Below are 19,528 nucleotides of genomic sequence, written 5' to 3'. Positions count from 1 at the left end.
TTCAGTTAATAGGTTTTAAAGCTACAAAAAAAGATTATTGTAATTGCAACAATAGCCTTATAAGGTTAAAAGTGTAAAAATATTTATCTTAGCCCGGTTAGTGGTTAAACCGTTTTGCTATGCCCCAAAATTCTGCTGTCCGTAATTTCCTGGTTCGCCATACCGATTCGCTTATAGCGGCCTGTGTTGGTTTTTTTGTACTCACGTTTTACACCCGGTATAGCGGCATAGGCATCTCGCCCGATTCTATTATGTACATCAGCGGTGCCCGTAACCTTAATGCCCATAAAGGCTTTACTTATTTTGGCGATAAGCCATTGGTGGCATTTCCTTTATTTTTCCCAACGTTTTTAGGCGCGCTGCTATTCATCACCGGGGTTGACCCCGTGGTAATGGGGCCTATTTTAACAGGGCTTATATTTGGCTGCGTAATATTGCTCACCGGGGTAATTATAGAGCGGTTTGCATTTAAGTCAAAATTATATAAATGGGTTATTTTGCTGGGGATAGCCTTGAGCCCATCATTACTGGAGATTTATTCCATGCTATGGTCCGAAACCTTGTTTATACTCTGGACACTGATATTCATCATCGCCTACAGGCACTACGTAATAAACCACACTACTAAAGCTTTGCTTATTGTTGCAACGGTAACTGCATTTGCCTGTGTAACCCGTTATGCCGGGGTTACCCTAATTGGCACCGGCGGAATGCTTTTACTTTTCGATCCGCAATTAAAACTGAAAGCCAAAATCAAACACATTTTGGTATTTGGTTTGGTATCTATATCGTTATTGGTAACTAACCTTATCTACAATAATTTGGCTACGCATACCGGTACCGGGCCGCGCTATAAATCGCTTACATCCTTGAGCGAAAACATGCATTACTTCGGCACCGTTATGTGCGATTGGTTTACCTTTCCTCCGGCGCGTTACAACCTGGCCTTTAGTATAACCTTATTACTTGTTGTTGCTTTTATTGCTGCATTTTTATACAAAGCCTTCCGTAAAAAAACATCTTACCCATCGTACGAAAACATTGTGACTGCCTTTTTTATTGTGTTTGGCCTTTTCATGATTATATCGGCAACTATTTCGCGGTACGAGCGGCTAAATAACCGTTTGCTATCGCCTTTGTTTATACCGTTTATTTTAGGATGCAGTTATTGGCTGGTGCCGTTTATACAAAAACAGGATATTAAAGTAAAACGAATGTTCACCGTTTTGGGAATGGGCATTGGCTTGCTTTTTTTATACGGCGAATACCAAAACGATTACCAGCGTTACGACGACCAGAGCGATTATGGCACTCCCGGTTATACCGATGACGACTGGAACAAATCGGACTTGATAAAGGTGATGAAAACTCACCCCGAGATATTTAAACCCAACCTGCCGGTATACAACAACGCCTGCGAAGCCTTTTATTTTTTCACCGGCAAAAGCTCGGAGTATATACCCAAGCCAACCGAACCAAAGCAATTAAAACAATTTGATGCCAAGCCACACGGCTACATTGTAATGTTTAACAAACTGCCCGACCCTGCCCTGCTCACCATTCCGCAATTGCAGCAGCGTAAAAAGCAATTGAAACCGCTATACCAGTTTGAAGATGGCGGCATTTACGAATTTTAAGGGGGTTTCGATTTAACCTGTTAGCTTTCCTTAACCCTACGGAAAAGTATTTTAATACGCATTTCTTTACCGTTATCTACACTTTTCCAATCGGGGCCGTTTAATACCAGGTCTATAGCGCGTTGGTTCATTAGCTCGTTTTTGCCGTTTATTACATGCATACCGTTTATCATACCATCGGTGCTTACGGTAAAGGCCAGTTTAACCAGCCCGGTTTCGCCGCTTTCCACAAAGGCATTTTTGCGCAGGTAGTCGCGGAAAGCTTTCCAACCAATTGCAGGGTGAGGCTTGTTTAGGGGTTTATCATCGTCAACATATGCCGTTATCGATACTGTTGCCAGTTGGTTAGCGGTCTCGTTTAAAACTACTTTAAGGTTTGGGTTACCATTAAGTGCAACCTGTTTAGCTTCGTAACCATAATAGGCAACATTCAATATCCCTTTTACGGGTTTTGCGGCAATGTTAAACACCCCGTTGGTATCTGTTACCGCTTTTAGCTTTGTACCTTTAACATTTACCTTTACCCCTGCCAGGGCATGCCCGGTTGGGTCGGTAATGCAACCGTTAATACCGGCATGGGCTATAGTTGCGTTGGCAGTTGATGGCACATTTGGTGCCGCAGGAGTCGTAATTTTATTTACAGATGGCGGCGTAATTTTGTTTTTTGCCAGTGGCGCATTGTTATTGCCGGTTCTAAAAAACAAAAACCCCGCACCAAGCGTAATCAGCAAGGTAGCGGCAACGGCAACAACGCGCCATAGCACCATTGTGGGCGTGTTGGTTTCACTATGGCGTTTGTTAAAACGCTGCGCAAGCTCCTCAAAATTACCCTGCTGATTGGTACCTATCAATTCATACCCTTCAATAGCGTCCATCAAAAACGGATCGTCGTGAGCCTGTTTTTCCAGCGCGTGCATAGCCCGGGCATCAAGTTCCCCTTTAAGGTACTTTTGTATTTGCTGTATGTCGGCTTTATTAATGCTCACGGTTTTTTTCTAAACAAATCTTCAAATTACGCTTTCCATTTTGGATATAGCTTTTTACTTCGTTCAAGGTGTAGCCCGTATTGTCGGCTATTTCCTTGTAGCACTTCTCGTCAATATAAAACATATTAATGGTTACCTTTTGTGCCGGGGGTAACTTATTCTTACAACGTTCCAATGCCAGCAAATCGTCTTGCAGGTCCTCATATTCAGGATGCAAATCTACGGCCAATTCCATAACTTCATCTAAACTTTCCTGCTCCCACTTTTTATCTGCCCTTAACTGCATCAAACAAAAGTTACGGCTCAGGGTGTAAAGCCAGCTTTTAAACTGTTTAATTTGGTAACGGTTAACCTTTACCAACAGTTGCTCAAATATCTGCATTACGGCATCTTTACTCAGCTCTTCGTCTTTTAAATACTTTAGGCAAACGCCATATACCAGGCTCATGTACCTTTCGTATAAACGCGCCAGTACGGCCAGGTTGCCGCTATCGCGATAGCTTTGCAATAGCTCTTCGTCATCTTCTTCAACCGCTTTCTTCGGGCCTTTTAAAAACTTCATTACAGATGGGTAAAATAAATTTTTTTACTGGTTTATGGAAATCTGTTTTCGGGCCGCATCATACTTACAAACACCGGCAATTGTAAACGCTAAAATAATTTGCAAACCACGGCACCTGTTTTATAGATGCCGCCAGCGCCAAAATTGCACAACTGTTAAACCAATATATTTTACCATAAACCAGGAAACCATGTTAGGATCAAATTTAGACATTAACAGCACCGCGTGGACAGATGTTGTTTTTAAGGACCGCAACCAGGCTTACGGCGCCTACCAATTGCGCCAACAAAATGCCAACAACACCAACCGCGCGCTGGCCATAGCTACAAGTATATTTGTTTTGGCCCTGGCTTTGCCAACCATAATTAACTGGATAAACCACTTTACCCCAAAAGCCGACGAAATATACACCGTACATGACTATTTAATAGAGCCCCCTATAAAAATTGAAAAGCCGCAAATTATAAAGGCGCAACCGCAAAAACAGGTAAGGGCCCAGCATGATATGATTAGAGATTTCCCGCCCGTAGTTAAACCGGGCGCAACCGAAACCCCGCCAACGGATAAAGAACTAGAAAAAGCCGACCCGGGGCCACAAACCATAAAGGGCCAGTTGGATGCATCGCCGGTTATTGATGAGATAGCAGGGCCAAAAGAAACTCCCGGTAGCACCGAACACCGCGATAATTCCCAGGATATTTTTATCACTACCGAAATTCAACCCACGTTTCCGGGCGGAGAAGCAGCCTTCGGCAGGTTTTTGAGCGACCATATCCGTTACCCTGCTGTAGCTAAAGAAAACAACATATCAGGCCGCGTTTTCCTGCAGTTTGTGGTTGAAAAAGATGGCAGTTTAACCGATATGAAAATCATCAACAATCCCGGCAGTGGGCTTGGCGAAGAAGCTGCCCGTGTACTTAAAACATCGCCCCGTTGGAAACCCGGCATTCAAAACGGCAAACCCGTGCGCGTGCAATTTACCATACCCATAACTTTTAACCTTGCCGAATAAAATTTTTAACCATACCGCCAAATCAATTAAAACGTATCATTTAAATATAAAAACCATGTTAGGATCAAACTTAAATATCATGAGCCCGCAGTGGACTGATATTATCTTCAAAAACCGCAATCAGGATTATGGTGCTTACCAGTTGCGTAAGCAAAATGCCAGCAACACTAACCGCGCGCTTATTATTGCCGCAAGCGCCTTTGTTTTTGTACTGGCACTGCCAACTATTATTAACTGGGTACAAAACTTTATACCCAAAGCCGATGTACCTGTTAACGCCATCGAGGTAAAACTATATCCGCCGCCGCCAATTGAACAAACAAAAGTAATTCCTCCGCCGCCAGTACAAGAAAGGCAGGTTAAGTCGTTGCACGATGTGATCAGATTTCCGCCCCCTGTTGTGCGCCCGGACGTTGAGGCCCACGAGGATCCGCCGACCGAAACACAGGTAGCTAAAGTCGATTTAGGCCAGGAGAATATTAAAGGATCCAAAGATGGTACAATTGCCATAGACGAAAATGTTGGCCCCGCCGATGTAAAAGGAGTTACCGAAAGCACAAATAACGATGCACCTTTTGTTGCTGTTGAGATACAACCTACATTCCCCGGCGGTGAAGGAGCGTTCGGCAAGTTTTTAACCGATCATATCCGTTATCCGGCTGTAGCTAAAGAAAACGGTGTTACAGGCCGTGTGTTTTTACAGTTTATTGTGGAACGGGACGGCAGTTTAACCGACATGAAAATAATTCGCGACCCTGGAAGCGGGCTCGGCGAAGAGGCCGCCCGTGTACTCAAAATATCGCCACACTGGAAACCCGGTATCCAAAATGGCAAACCCGTGCGTGTACAATTTACCGTACCGGTAAACTTTAGCCTCGCCGAATAACAAGTGCCCTTAAAATAACAAAGCACCTGTATTTGGGCAGGTGCTTTGTTATGCTGTACATCATGGCTGTTGGCTGGCTAATGCCTCAATTGCCGGTAAACCTCAGCAAAACCAAATTATCTAAAACTAAATTGCTCGACCATATAAATTGCGCCGCACCAAACTGCGGTGCAAAATTGGTATAAGGCTCTTTTGCGCCCACAACCGTATTTGAATACGTGGTTGCCGCCGGCCAGCTACTAAAGTTATAATCGGCACTGTACCATGTGGCAGGCAAGGCCCAGTGCAATGCATAAGCTTTAGATGCACTTGCGGGTAAATTGCAACCTGCTGATGTGCGGGCAGATCCGTTTTCGGTAATGCAATTAGGGTCGGCCAGAGGCGCAATATAAAACACCTGGGCCTTCCAAGCCGAACCGGTTTGTGTGCCATCGCTAAATTTGGCAATAAAGCCACCATCGCCGGGGTGTAAAGGGTCGGTACCGTTATTTTCGCTGCCAATGCCCATGTTCTCTTCCCAGTCAACCAGTTTAACGGCATACTTAATAGGGCGCCTGGCCTTAAACTTAACAAAGCACGAATTAAATGGCGTATAGGGCACAGCATCAACCCCCAGCAATTTGCCATTGATATACAACTCAAAATAATTATCGCAAAAAATATAGCCGCTTACTATTACGCCATCCGGATCGATAACAGTAACCGGCACGTTGGTTGTATCCACTGCCGAGATAGAAGCCGGTGTTTTGCCATTACATTCGTTATACAAATCGGGCAATTTAGGCGAATTAGAAAAAGCAACATCGGCGGGAACCGTCCAAATTTTGCCGTCGCTTGAGGTTATTGCACCAACAGACGTTACCCGCCCGCCCGAACAATTATACAAACTGTTTATTGCTTTAATACCTAAACCCTGGGTTACCGAGCCCGTTCCGGTGTAAGTTATGGGTGTGGTAATGGTGTCGTTAGCGGAGCCATCGGTAGTTTGTTTTTTGTTGCATGCAAACGCCATAACGGCCAAAAGAGCCATTGCAAACAGAATCAATTTTTTGTTCATGCTTATCAGGGTGTGGTTTTGTCAATTTGTTATAAATCAATTATAGGGTAAAACAAATATAATAGATTAATTAACAAAGCATTAACAAACTTCACACCAAAAACCCGTACCGCTAAATTTTATAAATAGTGCCTAAAATGCTGAATAACTGATATTTGACTGCCCGTTCAACAAACTTCGCAAAAGCTAATTCCACAAAAAAAGGCCCCGTCCTTTGCAGGATTGGGGCCTCATTAACTGTAATATAATTAACTATTAAAAGGAATTAGCTTCTTGGTTTCCAGCTTATCCACACCTGTGCGTCTGTTGCGCGCACCATGTCATAATTAATACCACCGGCATCTGTTTGAATTAAATACCAGTCCTGGAAGTTGCCAACTACAGCACCGCCATAAAGCAGGTTTCGTGCCGATGTCATGGCTATTGCCTGATTGGTTGCTGCGGTAAAAGTGCCTGCATTAGTTAAAAGGGTAAAGCGGGCTATACCGGCATTAACCGTAAACGGCACTTTTGATAAAGCATAGGGCGATGATAAAGCACTATTAACAAATGCAATAAGGCCTTCACTTGTTCCACCAAAAACTACCGGCCCTGCATACCAAAGGCTTGAATAGCCGGTTATGTTTTTAAAGCCGCAATAATCGTCAACACCGTAATGGAATGCCGTAGTAGATGTCCATGTACCGTTAGAGTTGATGGCCATTTGATTATACCATCTCTGCGCAGCAGTTAAATCTAACTTAAGGGGTGTTATAGCCTCACGGATTGAATAACCGGTTCCGTTAATTGTGCAACTAAAAACGTGGTTGGTAGCATCAATAGCAAAAGATTTGATTGAACTTACTAAAACCGTACCAATTGTAAAAGGCTTAACAAAAACTAAGCTGGAGTTTGTACCATCAACAAAAAACTGACCAGATACTTTGGCTAAATTTCCGCTTGCATCAAGGTAGCTAAAGGTTAGTATTTTGTTTGCAATATCCAATTTAACCTCGCAATCAACACCACCTATGGTTACTCTTTTAAAATAGGTTCTTAGTTGCGAAAACTTGCCTATAAAATCGTTAGTACCGGTAGTAAAAGTGGTAAAATCACTTGCACTTGCAGCTTTAACGAGCATCATTTTGCTTCCCAGCCTGTTACCAATAAGGTTTACAGTATCGCCCTTTACATTATCAATGTAAAATTCAAAATCAGAGTAAGCACCCTCGCCTGCCAAACCACCGTTAACAGATGGATCTGGATCGGCCAGTAAATGGATATAGTTGTAAGTATCAAACAATAACGACGGAGCCTGTTGTTGCCTTATCAAATAAGAGCTTTCGGCAGGTGTGCTAGATGTTGTTGCATTAATGTCCGAAAGCATGGTAACACGGTTATTGGTACCAAACTTCATCGAGAATAAATAAACGCCACCACCGTATGGATATAAAAACGCTTTCCAGCCGTTTGAGCTACCGGTAAGGGTTTTGCTGTAAGCAGAAAGGGTTGCAGCCACTCTTACCTCTGGCAAATCTTGCGTAGCTACAGTATTACTCTTTTTACAAGCAGTAAATACGGTTAGCGCGAGCATTGTATATATTAGATATTTCTTCATATTTTAAATTTTTAGTGTTAGTTCAATGTACCTATCATGTACGATGTAGCATCGGTTGATTTATAAAACGTACCAATAGCACCGGCCAAACCTTTTGTACCTAATGGATTAGTTACCGCGTAATCTATTTTAAAGGTATTGTTGATGATGTAGTTTGTTACCGCCGTTGTAGCCGTTTTAATTACCCCATAGTTGCCATAAGTAGTGCCCGTAGGCTGCGGGGAGATTAAAGTAAATTTACTTACGCCGTTTGCATCGGTAGTCAAGTTGTAATCGGCATCACCATTATAGGTATTTGCGCCAGAGGTAAATGTATATCTTACTGTTGTTACGGTACCTAACCCAAATAAAAACGAATATGAAGCCAAAGTATAACCCTGAGCGGCTAATGCGGTTTTAGATGTGTTCCACTGTGTTAAAAAGTCGGCAGATTGCGGAGTTAAAGCATTTGTTGTAAGCGGGGTACTTGCAAAAGATGTGTACGCTTTGCCAATACCCAGCACTGTATTTAAAGCCGAAGCATTGTTATCTAAAGCTGTAGATACCTGAGTCTGCAAGGCATAAAAATCAATATTCCAGGCAGCTTTAAAATACGTTACTACGTATTGCTCCTTTTGGCGCAATAAAGCCTTAGGCGAGGTTGCCAAAGCGTTTACTATAGCATCATATTTATATTTACCCTGGGTAAGCATTATAGAGGTCATTTCGGCAAAATCTTCTATCGGGCTGGCCTGGGCATAAGCTGTAATAAAACCGGTCGATCGTGCAGTAGCAGTGCTTATCAAATTCCAGTTACCGGTATAACCGTTAGGGGTAACCAATTTAAATGCCGGATCGTAAGCTATCTTTTGGTTTAAGATGTGCGTAAACTCATGGTGAATAACGTGCATCATTTCCTGAGTGTTGGCAGCATTGCTTTTTGTAAAGTTGTTAATTACAAAAAGGGTAATCTTTTTACCACCTTCGGCTGTACCCAGGGTAATTGTACCATCGTCATTGTACGACGGGCTACCTACCAGGTAAAATTGTTTTGGTGTGTTAATCTTCATAAAGGTTGCACCGCCAACAGCCTCATATGGCTTAATCCATATATCTCTTACGGCTTCCATAGTTGGTTGTACCTGTGATTCCTTTGGTGGAACCAAGTCCTTGCTCAAATCGTCTTCGTAAGCATCCCAACGGTATTTTACCTGGATGTTATACGGAGTTAAATAATTAGCATCCAACCAATTATCAAGTGCTGTGTTGATGATAACCGATCGGTCTAAGGCACTTAAATCAGCATTTAGGGTTTCGTCTTTTTTACAAGATGTTACCAAAGTTCCCAATGCAATAATTGCAAGTAAACTAATTTTGAATATCTTTTTCATGTGTACTTAATTTTTGATTAACGTGGATTTTGTGCTACGCCAGACAATGTAACCTCAGCCGGAAGCTGAAACAAACGGCGCGGATCGCCCGCTGGCAATGTTACGTATGTGCTTGTATTATCAACCGCCTTAATGTTATGTGTAACCGGCAAGTTAAGGCGTATCTCATCAAACCAGCGTACACCGCCTTCCTGCATAAATTCTCTTTTCTTAAAATCTAAAATACAAGCTATCAAACCCTGTTTAACATCGGTTGTACTAAAAGCAGTAGCAATTTTAGCATAAGTAATTGCCATTGTTGTAGCGTTGTACGATGTTAAGCGGGTGCTTAAAAAAGTATTGATATCTGCTAAAGCTAAATCGCTTTGCCCTAAGTTTGCATAAGCCTCTGCCCTCTCCATTAACATTTCGTCGGTAGTAAATTGAGGCATAATGGTGTAGGGTGTACCAATAGTAGCATTGGCGTTTGCCCGTACAAACAACTCGTTAAACTTTAACAGCGTGTAGTTAGGCACGTTGTAGTAGTAAACAACCTCGGCGGTTAAGCCATTAACAGTTGCCGATGCGGTAGGCAGCGGAGTGTTAAAATAGGCATTCTCAGTTAAACCCATTCCGTAACGGTAAAAAGGGAAATTACGCGCCCAAACCGAAGGAGCCTCTGTTAACAACAAATTTTGCGGTTGAGATGCCTGGGTAAACAATACCATCAAGGCATCTGCCGATACGCTTTTGTAGGTAGTATTCCAAGGCCTTAAATAGGTTGCTATAGTGTTATTAGGGAATGCATCATTAGTGTAGCTAATTACTTTGGCATAATCTTTTTTAAACAGGTAAAAGCGTGCAGCAAATGCATCGGCCGCCCTGGTAGTAAAGTGGTATTTAGGCACCGAGTAAGTAACATCCTTTATTAAAGGCAAACCAGCCAATAAATCGGCTTCGATAGATGCCCAGGTTGATGCAACGGTACCGCGTGAGTACTGCCCAAAAACTACTGTTTCGGGAGTAGTTACGTATGGTATACCCGGAGAATCGTTTGCACCTGCCGGATCATAAAGTTTAGCAAAAAATATGGCCAGCATAAAGTGCGCGTAAGCGCGTGCAACCAAAGCCTCACCTTTATAAGCAAGATAAGGAGTTTGATCGGGAGCCTCCGCTATAGCTTTAAGCGCAGCATTGGCGGCAGCTATAGCGGCATAACTTGCATTCCAGAAATAGGTTGGCGAACCCGGATCCTTGCTTTGTACGTCTTGCCACAAATAAGCATTTCCGTTCATCGGGTCAATCACTATGCTCGATGCCAATGCACCTTTATCTTCGGCATTATCTGATGCTGCATCTGTAAATGTTGCATAATCAGCCTGTGTGTAGGCGGTTACTAAAAGCTCACCTACTTTAGCCGGTGTAGTTAATTGCGTCCGCATATCAGGCGCGGTTTCCAAAAATTTCTTACAACCCGATATGGTTACCAGAGCAAGAATAAGAGGTAATGTTATATATATTTTTTTCATTATTCTAAGAATTAAAACCCAACTTTTAATGACAATGTGAATTGACGAGGAATGGGTAAGGCTACACCACCAGATCCAAAAAACTCCGGATCTTTTCCGTTTAACGCGCTATCAGAGTATATAAGCCATACGTTGTTAGTTGCAAAACTTAACGCGGCATTGGTGATACCTAATTTTGCAAGGTACTGCGGCTTAATAGCATACGATAAGGATACTGTTTTCAATCTAACAAAACCACCGTCGGCTACACGTGCCGATGAATAGTTATAGTTATTGTACGGATAACCATCAAGTTGGGCTGCGCTGTATTTATCTAATATAGATGGCACATTGGTTGTTAACTCGTCACCCGGTTTTTCCCATCTTTTTAAGAAGATAGACGACGTTGCGTCCAAATCGGTATAGCTGCTTTTAAACACAGGGTCTAACCGTACTTTATTACCAGCACTAAAGGTTACCAACACGCCCAACGATAGTTGTTTGTATTTAAATGAGTTAAAGAAACCACCGGTTAATGTAGGGTCAACCGGGCCTTCGTATTTCAAGTATTTAGTAACTATACTTTGCAGGTAAACGTTTGTACCAACTGTTCCATCTTCTTTAATAAACTGAGGGATACCTCTGTCGTGAGATAAACCAACAAAATCAATCGAGAATAAACCTCTTTGCGGGTAGCCTAATTGCGGGCCACCATCCTGGTTTACCAAATCAAATATAGTTGGCTGGCTTTGCAGGTTAGTAATTTTTGATGATGTTTTTGCAAAGTTTAGGTTAGTGTTCCAAGTAAAATCTTTATGTTTTACAGGTGTGGCACCAATTGTAACCTCTATACCCTTTGAGCGCATATTGGCATAGTTGGCAATTTTATCGGCCTCACCGCCTATACCCGAGGTGGTAATTTTACCTATCAAATCAAAACCTTTTCTGTCGTAAACGTCAACAGTTAAAGTAATTCTATCTTGTAAAAAGCCCAAATCAACACCAAGGTTGGTTTCGTATTGTTTCTCGAAGGTTAATTGCGAGTTTTCTAAATACTTTATGTACAAAGCTGTTTCCTTTTCGGTAATAACAGGCCTGCTGGTACTTTGCGATTGCAATACCAAACTTGAGTTGGTGGCCGGGCCTAAGCTTGCTGTTAAACCATAGGTAGCACGCCAGGTAACACGGTTAAGGGTTTTGATAAGGCTGCTTTTTTGATAAAAATCCTCAAGATCCATGTTCCATGCGCCCGAAACGTTCCAGGTTGGCAACCATCTTGCCGTTGGCGATTCGCCCAAAAGGTTCGAACCATCATAACGCACTGTTGAGTTTAAGCTGTATTTACCTTTATACGAGTAAGCCGCACGTAACTGATAGTTTAGGTAACGCTCGTAGGTGTAACCCATACTATAATAGTTAAGGTTTGATTCAACGTTAGATTTAACGATGTTTGGATCAATGTAAGGCACACCACCTTGGTCATACTGGTAACCGTAACCATCAAAGGTAACGTGTTGGCGGTCAATATAACGTAACTCTTGCGCAGCAAAAACGTTAACTAAGTGGTCTTTATTAAATGTTGTGTTCCACTCCAAAGCATTACGGAAGTAATAGTTTGTAATGTTATCGCCAACGGTATTATAAAAACCACCATAAGGTAACACAGTAACCGGCAAACCGTCTGGGCTATCGGGGTCATGGTATAAAAACCTGTTGTTTGCCATTATAGTTGCATTAGCCGGGTTTATACCAGCCCGGTAAGCATTAGCCTGGTTAGAGTTTTCGGTAACTTTATGTTCCTGGTTTGTTTTTGCAAAACGGTAAGCACCATCAAAAGAGTACTGAAGTTGTTTTAAAACTTTGTATTTAACACCTATCTGACCCTTAAAATCAATTTGGGTTAAATTTAAAGTGTTGTTTTTTAACTCAGATACGATGTTAAACGGAGCATAATCTCTTGTAAAATATTCAAGGCCGCCATTTGCATCATAAGCTGTTAATACACGGCTGGTATTAATGGCATAGCTAAAAGGGTTAATATCAAAATCCCTGTCATACTGGCCAAATACCGGGTTGCTTACACGGCTCAAAGTACCTGGCGCTGCCTGGTCGCGCACAGATCCCAGGGTAAGTAACTCAAAGCTTAACTTGTCGCTAATTTTAAATGTACCTCTTAAGCTACCGGTAAACCTGCTTACGTTATCGCCAATTGTCCAGCCGTTATCTTTTAAAAAGCTGGTAGAAGCATAAAGCTGAGATTTTTCGGTACCCGAAGTAACACTTAGCGAGTGTTGCATTTGTAACGAATTTTTAAACAATACATCAAACCAATTGGTGTTGCCATTGGCGTAACGTTGTAAAAATTGCTTCTCGCTTGGGGCATCGTTTCTTAAAACGTAGCTATCCGAAGCTGCATTATAGCTGTACATGGTGTTATACATTTTTGTAAATACACCACCATTTGCATTATTAGCGGTTACACCTTCGTTTAACCAGCCTTTGTCGCGCATTTCCAGGTAAACGTTCATCTGGTCGGCCGAGTTTAAAATATCATACGTGCTGTATGATGGTTTTAAGTAGCTTGTAAACTCGCCTGTGTATGATACGTTTGGTTTACCCTTGGTATCTTTACCTTTTTTAGTTGTGATAATTACTACACCGTTCATGGCGCGTGCACCGTATTGTGCCGTTGCAGCAGCATCCTTTAGTATGGTAAAGCTTTCAATATCATCAGGGTTTAAACCTGCTACTGATGAACCAACCAGGGTATTAGCATCACCTGTTGAAAGTGCTTCGTTAGATATATTTACAACATCTTCCAAAACTATACCGTCAACAACAAACAATGGCTTATTATCACCACTAATAGAGGTTGCACCACGTACACGTATTTTTGGAGCGGCACCAAACGTACCCGAAACGTTTTGAACCGATACACCGGCTACGCGGCCTTCAAGCATACGGCTTACATCGCTAATACCATCGCGTTTTACATCTTCACCTTTTAAAGTGGTGGCAGCACCGGTAAATAATTTTTTATCCAAACTTTGATAACCTGTTACTACAACTTCGCTCAGGTTATTAACGTTAGCTTCCATTACAACCTCAATAGTTGTTTGTGAGCCAACAACCACTTCTTTGGTTTTATAACCAACTGCGGTAAAAAGCAACACTGCACCATCTTTTACAGTAATGGCAAAATCGCCGTTAGGGCCGGTTGATACAACATTTTTAGTACCCTTTTCCATAACGGTTACGCCGGGGATAGATTCTTTACCGCTTCCGGTTTTTTCAACAACTTTACCTTTAATAGGAGTATCCTTAAGAGTGCTGGCGCTTTTTTTAAGAATAACCTTGTTACCAACAACCTTATAAGCAATACCATAACTGCCAAGTTGTTGTAAAAATAAATCAACAGTTTTAGAGGTTTCAACAACCTTAATGTCCAAATTTTTGTTGATTTCGGTTGCATCATACACAAAACTTACACGATACTGTTGCTCAATTTTTTTAAGCACGGTTTCAAGCCGTTCTGTGCGGGTTTGCCAGTCCACCGCAGCGTTCGCTTTTGGCATCGCTATGGCAACCGCCATCAGCAGAACCAAAAACGGCTTAATTTTCAACTTTAACTTTTTGTAGAAATTTTCATCCATAATTGTTGTTTGTTATTTATTAATTAATTGAGAGAGAGGCGTTATTTGTGGGTGCTTTGTATGTTGTATGAACCATCACCCAGTTGTTTAATTTTTATTGGATAAGTATCGTGCAGTACTTCGAGCACACTTGTCAGTTTGCTTTCTTTAAAATTTGCATTCAACTTTTCAAAAGCCGTAGTATTACCTTTTAATACTATTTTCACTTTATAGTATTCTTCCAGTTGTTTACATACTTCGGTTAACGAAGCGTCAACAAAAACAAGTTCATGGGTAAACCACGATTGGTTGTTGGCCCCAACCGAGTAAAGCAACTGCTCGGCACCGGTAACCTCGTTGTAAATAATACCTGTACCAGCGTGTAAAATTGCACCATCGGGGTTGTTGGCGTTAGGCTGAAATTTAACGTGGCCCGTGCTAACCTTTAATGCAATTGCCTTGTTACGAGTATCTATATTAAACGATGTACCCAACACCGTTACGCTGGAGTGATTGATTTTGATTACAAAAGGGTGAAGCGTATCCCGGTGTATCTTAAAAAATGCCCGCCCTTGTACCAAGGTTATTTCGCGTGTTTTATCTTTAAATACAGTTGGATATTTAATTGCACTTAAACTATCCATGTATATAATACTCCCGTCGGCAAGCGTTACAGAGTCTGCTACGTTACCAGTATTTTTTACAAAAAAGGTTGTTTTTTCAAACCGGTTGTAGCTTATATAGGCAAAAAAACCAACCAATAAAACAGCGGCTGCGGCTGCGGCCCACTTAAATAATAAACTAAATGCTGTTTGAGGTGCAGCCGGTTTAACATGAGCAGTTTCCAACTCGGCCAGTTTCAGTTCAATTTTTGAAACCGCTTCGTCGCTGTTAATGTACTCCAGCTTTTTTAGTTCAGGAAATTTGTTCCAAATAGAAATAATCTGATCGTAAACAACTTTATTGCCTTTTGATTGCTCAACAAGTAATTCTATTTCATTACGAGCCTCGGCATTCTCGGTATTATCCAGATATTGTACTATTTTTCTTAAAAATTCTTCGTCAATAGCCATGTATAGAGTGATTTTGCTACTAAGACAATTATCACATGGCTATACCCCTAATATTATTTCACTTTTTTTTAAAAAAAAGTAATTTATTGGTCAAAACGATGAAAAACTAGCATCAGAAAATACGAAAACAGATCAAAATGCAAATTATAGCTCAAATAAATTTCTCCAAGCTTATTAATCCAGGCGCAGACGCAAATAACAGATGGAAAATTTTGAGTTTGTACGAATTATCCTTGCTATCCTTATCATATAGCTTTTCGCGGAGTATTTTTAAGGCACGTACCATGTGGTTTTCTACCGTTTTCTCAGAAATCTCTAACAAAACAGCTATTTCCCTATATTTCAAGCCATCAAAACGGCTCATTTTGAATACCTTTTTGCACTGGCCGGGTAAATTTTCAATTTCTTTAAAAATTAATATTTTTAGTTCCTGCTCGGCCTGCACATCGTCTATCGAATCGTAAGTAACCTCATCGGCTATTTTTAAGTGATGTTGATTAATGTTTTTTTCGCGTTTAAGGTGATTTAATGAGGCATTAATTACGGTACGGTACAGGTATGATTTTAATGATACAACATGATCCAACTCAAAAGCATGTTCCCACATTTTTAAAAAAACATCCTGAACTATTTCTTTAGCTACATCAATTTCTTTAACATACTTATCTGATGCAAGTACCAATCCCTGGAAATATTTACGATATAATTCGGTAAACGACGAATGGTCTCCCTGCCGAATACCATCCAGGTATCGAAAGTCAGTTTGTTCATCAATCGTTCTTACTCTATTCATTTCAATCCAAGTAAAGTCAAGATAAAGATTTTATTGCACATTTAAAGCAATAATTAACAATAAGGAAATTTTGCTAATCATATTTTAATTTTTCAACACAGTAATGGGCAATTGTTATCTCATTTGTCACCTTTACTAAGGTGTAAATAATTTTATTGTCAAACAGCAATTGCCAACATATCCTGCAAACATGCTGTACAATATTAATTTTCAAATAACAATCTACTCACTATAGTATCAATTCCCCTTCTTAAAATTTGTTAGCTTCTGTGCTATTAAATATAACGCCATTTAAAGCAGCATTGTTTATACATTTAATACGTAGCCCACTAATACCTTACCTAAGGGCTATAGCTAATTAGGCCGAAAACTTATAAAATAACCCTGCCAACCGGTTTTGGCATGTTAACTTATTTATTGGTTGTGTATGTTGTAAATGGGTACACCGGTTTAGGGCCCGAGCATTAAAATTTGCGCATTGGCATTTAACCGATTGCACAACCTATCAACAAAACAAAGTTTAAACCCATAAAATTTAACCAGGCCGAAAAAACAATCAATAACATAAAAATCCAATTGATGCTATATTATTGCTTATCATCATTATTTTATTGCATTGCTACATTTTGCAGGCATTGTTTTTATTAAGTTAAATATTAATGTAACCGATTGCGTTTTTGGTTAAATGTTTTTAACTTCACTTTAAAATGCACCACCCCTATGCCGGTACATTTATGTGTTTTACCAATCATAAACATTAACTCAGCTAAGCAAATAGTGCTAACGCTAAGTAGCGGCTATAGTTTTAATTATTATATACCATATGCGTTGCACTTTTTATTTATTCTTGCTTATAGGCGTTACAGGCGCAAGGCACAAACGCCAAAACAACGTTCATTTTATCACACTAAAACGTAAAAACTAAGTGAGTGCTTTTTAAACGCATTTTAGCATAACAGCCTCGCACCGGCTTGCTAAAATACACCTTTACCAAACAATTAGGCGCTGTACTGCTAACTGCGCCAGGGCTGACGCATAAGAATAGTTAAAAGTTGATATGGTTATGAACAAAGTGTTGGAAACGTAGGTATAACTTTTGTGGTTTCGGGAGGATTAGAGTCGGGTTAGCGTTTTTTCTTTGTAAAAGCATATGACGACTTCACTTCACAATCATTTTAGATGGATACCTGATCCTCGTACAGGTAATAATAAGAAACACAATTTACTGGAAGTTATCATTTTGTCGGTATTGGCCGTTCTATGTGGTGCAGAAAGCTGGTACGAGATGGAAGAATTCGGGAAGGAGAAAGAAGATTTTTTAAAGCAGTTGCTGCCTCTTGAAAACGGCATACCCAGTCATGACACGATCAACCGGGTTTTTATGCTGATCGATTCGGCGCTTTTTGAACAGTGTTTTCGTGCCTGGACAGCGGAACTTAGCCGGGGTCTTGAGGAGTCGGGCCTGTCTGGCGAAAAGGAGTTGATCGCTATCGATGGAAAGAGCATCTGTAACAGCGCCTGCAAACACCAGGGGTTGGGGGCCTTGCATTTGGTAAGCGCCTGGTCGGGTCGTAACCAGTTGGTACTGGGGCAACAAAAAGTGGATGACAAGAGCAATGAGATTACGGCGATCCCAGCATTGTTATCGCTATTGAACATCAAAGGGGCGGTAGTAAGCATCGACGCAATGGGTACACAGAAAGCGATTGCTGAACAGATTGTCGAAAGCCAGGGCGATTATATCCTTGCTTTGAAACAGAACCAGGAAACACTTTATGAACAGGTAATCAATCAGTTCAACTTTAAAGAAGACAGTTACAGCCAGCACCTGGATAAGGGCCACGGGCGGGCGGAGATCAGAGACTGCAAAGTCATTCATGAACTTAACTGGGTTGACGAAAAGGAAAATTGGAAGGGAATAAAGACCATCATCAAAATAACCTCGGAAAGGATAATAGGTGACAGCCACTCCATACAAGACCGCTACTATATCTCCAGCCTCCGTGCTGATGCTGCCTATTTTAACCAAGCCATCCGCGCACATTGGGGCATTGAGAACCAATTGCACTGGCAGTTGGATGTCGGATTTGGCGAAGATTACAATACCACACGGAACAAACAGACCGCCCAAAACCTTGCCGTAGTCAGAAAGATAGCCCTAAATATCCTAAAAGCCGACAAAACCAGTAAGGCCAGCCTGAAAGCAAAAAGAAAAATGGCCGGGTGGAACCATAAATTTCTTCTTTCATTAATCGCTAAAACAAATTCCTAATGCGTCGGCCCTGCTAACTGCGCCCGTTAAACCAATTAATACTTAAAATAACGCTAAATTTATGTTAAACAAAACAAGCCTGCTTTTTTTACTATTATTTGCAGCAATTTCGCCCCAGGCGTCGGCACAAAATGCAAAAGCCGTTAAGGGTCTTAAAGATTACTATCGCAATTATTTCCCTATTGGGGTAGCCGTTTCGGTAAACAGTTTAAGTGGCCAATCTGCCGATTTTATTTTATCGCAATTTAATAGCCTTACGCCCGAAAATGCCATGAAGATGGGACCAATACATCCCGAAGAAAACCGGTATAACTGGCATGATGCCGACTCTATTGTAAGCTTTGCACAAAAAAATGGTTTAAAAGTACGCGGCCATAACTTGTGCTGGCACGAGCAAACCCCGGCCTGGTTATTTAAAGATGCCGATGGCAACCAGGTTACCAAAGCGGTATTGTTACAGCGCTTAAAAAACCATATCACCACTGTAGTAAACCGCTACAAGGGCAAAATTTATGCCTGGGACGTGGTTAACGAAGCCATTGATGATGATAGCACTAAATTTTTGCGCAACTCAACCTGGTACAAAATATGTGGCGAAGACTTTATTATTAAAGCTTTTGAGTATGCCCACGAGGCCGACCCGAATGCCATATTGTTTTATAACGATTACAATACCGAACGGCCCGAAAAACGCGAACGCGTTTATAAGCTACTAAAAAAATTAATTGATGCACATGTACCCATTAATGCGGTTGGCTTGCAGGCACATTGGTCGGTTTACGAGCCTACGCCTGCCGAACTACGCACCGAAATTAAACGCTTTGCATCATTGGGTTTAAAAATACAATTTACCGAAGTAGACGTTTCTATTTTTCCCTGGGAAAAACAAGCCCGTGCTTTAAAACCCGGCGAGGCGGGTATACTAACGCCCGAGCTTGAAAAAAAACAAACCGAAAAATATGCCGAGGTATTTAAAATTTTCAGGGAATATAAAAACGTAATTACAGGCATAACCTTCTGGAATATTTCGGACAGGTACACCTGGCTGGATGAGTATCCCGTAAGAGGCCGAAAAAACTTCCCGCTTTTATTTGACCAAAACCAGCAACCCAAAAAGGCTTATTGGAGCGTAGTTAATTTTTAAGCACATTTGAACATCATTTT

Annotated in this window: 14 protein-coding genes; 5 read left to right on the top strand and 9 right to left on the bottom strand. The window is 41.2% G+C overall.

Annotation, left to right across the window (positions count from 1 at the left end; all coding sequences use genetic code 11):
• Window positions 1–119: 119 nt before the first annotated feature.
• Window positions 120–1,637, top strand: coding sequence for a hypothetical protein (locus tag BDD43_RS07905; RefSeq protein ID WP_121197167.1), 1,518 nt, complete (start codon window positions 120–122; stop codon window positions 1,635–1,637).
• A 20-nt stretch (window positions 1,638–1,657) separates the two neighbouring features.
• Here the strand turns inward: BDD43_RS07905 and BDD43_RS07900 are convergent, their stop codons facing one another.
• Together BDD43_RS07900 and BDD43_RS07895 are read right to left on the bottom strand one after the other, a co-directional pair.
• Window positions 1,658–2,623, bottom strand: coding sequence for a carboxypeptidase-like regulatory domain-containing protein (locus tag BDD43_RS07900; RefSeq protein ID WP_121197166.1), 966 nt, complete (start codon window positions 2,621–2,623; stop codon window positions 1,658–1,660).
• The gene (locus tag BDD43_RS07895) at window positions 2,613–3,185 is read right to left on the bottom strand and encodes an RNA polymerase sigma factor (RefSeq protein WP_121197165.1); all 573 of its coding nucleotides are present in this window, start codon (window positions 3,183–3,185) and stop codon (window positions 2,613–2,615) included. The genes BDD43_RS07900 and BDD43_RS07895 overlap by 11 nt, the downstream gene beginning before the upstream one ends.
• 190 nt (window positions 3,186–3,375) lie before the next feature.
• Here BDD43_RS07895 and BDD43_RS07890 point away from each other — a divergent pair, with 190 nt between their 5' ends.
• Together BDD43_RS07890 and BDD43_RS07885 are read left to right on the top strand one after the other, a co-directional pair.
• Window positions 3,376–4,197 carry an energy transducer TonB gene (locus BDD43_RS07890; RefSeq protein ID WP_121201922.1) on the top strand — a complete coding sequence of 274 codons (822 nt, stop codon included), beginning with the start codon at window positions 3,376–3,378 and terminating at the stop codon, window positions 4,195–4,197.
• Window positions 4,198–4,252: 55 nt separating this feature from the next.
• Window positions 4,253–5,083 carry an energy transducer TonB gene (locus BDD43_RS07885; protein ID WP_121201921.1) on the top strand — a complete coding sequence of 277 codons (831 nt, stop codon included), beginning with the start codon at window positions 4,253–4,255 and terminating at the stop codon, window positions 5,081–5,083.
• Between the two features lie 85 nt (window positions 5,084–5,168).
• Here the strand turns inward: BDD43_RS07885 and BDD43_RS07880 are convergent, their stop codons facing one another.
• The 7 genes from BDD43_RS07880 to BDD43_RS07850 form a co-directional block, all read right to left on the bottom strand.
• Entirely contained in the window at window positions 5,169–6,140 is a 972-nt protein-coding gene (locus BDD43_RS07880; RefSeq protein ID WP_211339664.1) for a hypothetical protein, read from the bottom strand.
• 265 nt (window positions 6,141–6,405) lie between these two features.
• On the bottom strand, window positions 6,406–7,737 hold the full coding sequence (locus tag BDD43_RS07875; protein WP_121197163.1) for a DUF4302 domain-containing protein: 1,332 nt from the start codon (window positions 7,735–7,737) through the stop codon (window positions 6,406–6,408).
• A 17-nt stretch (window positions 7,738–7,754) separates the two neighbouring features.
• Window positions 7,755–9,107: a zinc-binding metallopeptidase gene (locus BDD43_RS07870; RefSeq protein WP_121197162.1), complete on the bottom strand. Its 1,353-nt coding sequence runs from the start codon at window positions 9,105–9,107 to the stop codon at window positions 7,755–7,757.
• 17 nt (window positions 9,108–9,124) lie between these two features.
• On the bottom strand, window positions 9,125–10,615 hold the full coding sequence (locus BDD43_RS07865; RefSeq protein WP_121197161.1) for a RagB/SusD family nutrient uptake outer membrane protein: 1,491 nt from the start codon (window positions 10,613–10,615) through the stop codon (window positions 9,125–9,127).
• Between the two features lie 11 nt (window positions 10,616–10,626).
• A complete protein-coding gene (locus BDD43_RS07860; protein WP_121197160.1) occupies window positions 10,627–14,247 on the bottom strand; it encodes a SusC/RagA family TonB-linked outer membrane protein in 3,621 nt (1,206 codons plus the stop codon).
• Window positions 14,248–14,288: 41 nt separating this feature from the next.
• A complete protein-coding gene (locus BDD43_RS07855) occupies window positions 14,289–15,299 on the bottom strand; it encodes a FecR family protein (protein WP_121197159.1) in 1,011 nt (336 codons plus the stop codon).
• A gap of 151 nt (window positions 15,300–15,450) precedes the next feature.
• A complete protein-coding gene (locus BDD43_RS07850; protein ID WP_121197158.1) occupies window positions 15,451–16,092 on the bottom strand; it encodes an RNA polymerase sigma-70 factor in 642 nt (213 codons plus the stop codon).
• A gap of 1,150 nt (window positions 16,093–17,242) precedes the next feature.
• On the opposite strand from BDD43_RS07850, the gene BDD43_RS07845 reads away from it, so the two are divergent.
• Window positions 17,243–18,364, top strand: a complete 1,122-nt coding sequence (locus BDD43_RS07845; RefSeq protein ID WP_121195558.1) for an ISAs1 family transposase — start codon at window positions 17,243–17,245, stop codon at window positions 18,362–18,364.
• Between the two features lie 61 nt (window positions 18,365–18,425).
• Window positions 18,426–19,508 carry an endo-1,4-beta-xylanase gene (locus BDD43_RS07840; RefSeq protein ID WP_121197157.1) on the top strand — a complete coding sequence of 361 codons (1,083 nt, stop codon included), beginning with the start codon at window positions 18,426–18,428 and terminating at the stop codon, window positions 19,506–19,508.
• The last annotated feature ends 20 nt before the right edge of the window (window positions 19,509–19,528 follow it).

The organism is Mucilaginibacter gracilis (genome assembly GCF_003633615.1).
GTDB classification, from domain to species: Bacteria; Bacteroidota; Bacteroidia; order Sphingobacteriales; family Sphingobacteriaceae; genus Mucilaginibacter; species Mucilaginibacter gracilis.
The sequence above is the reverse complement of the archived record's forward strand: the minus strand, read 5'-3'. Positions and strand labels throughout refer to the sequence as shown.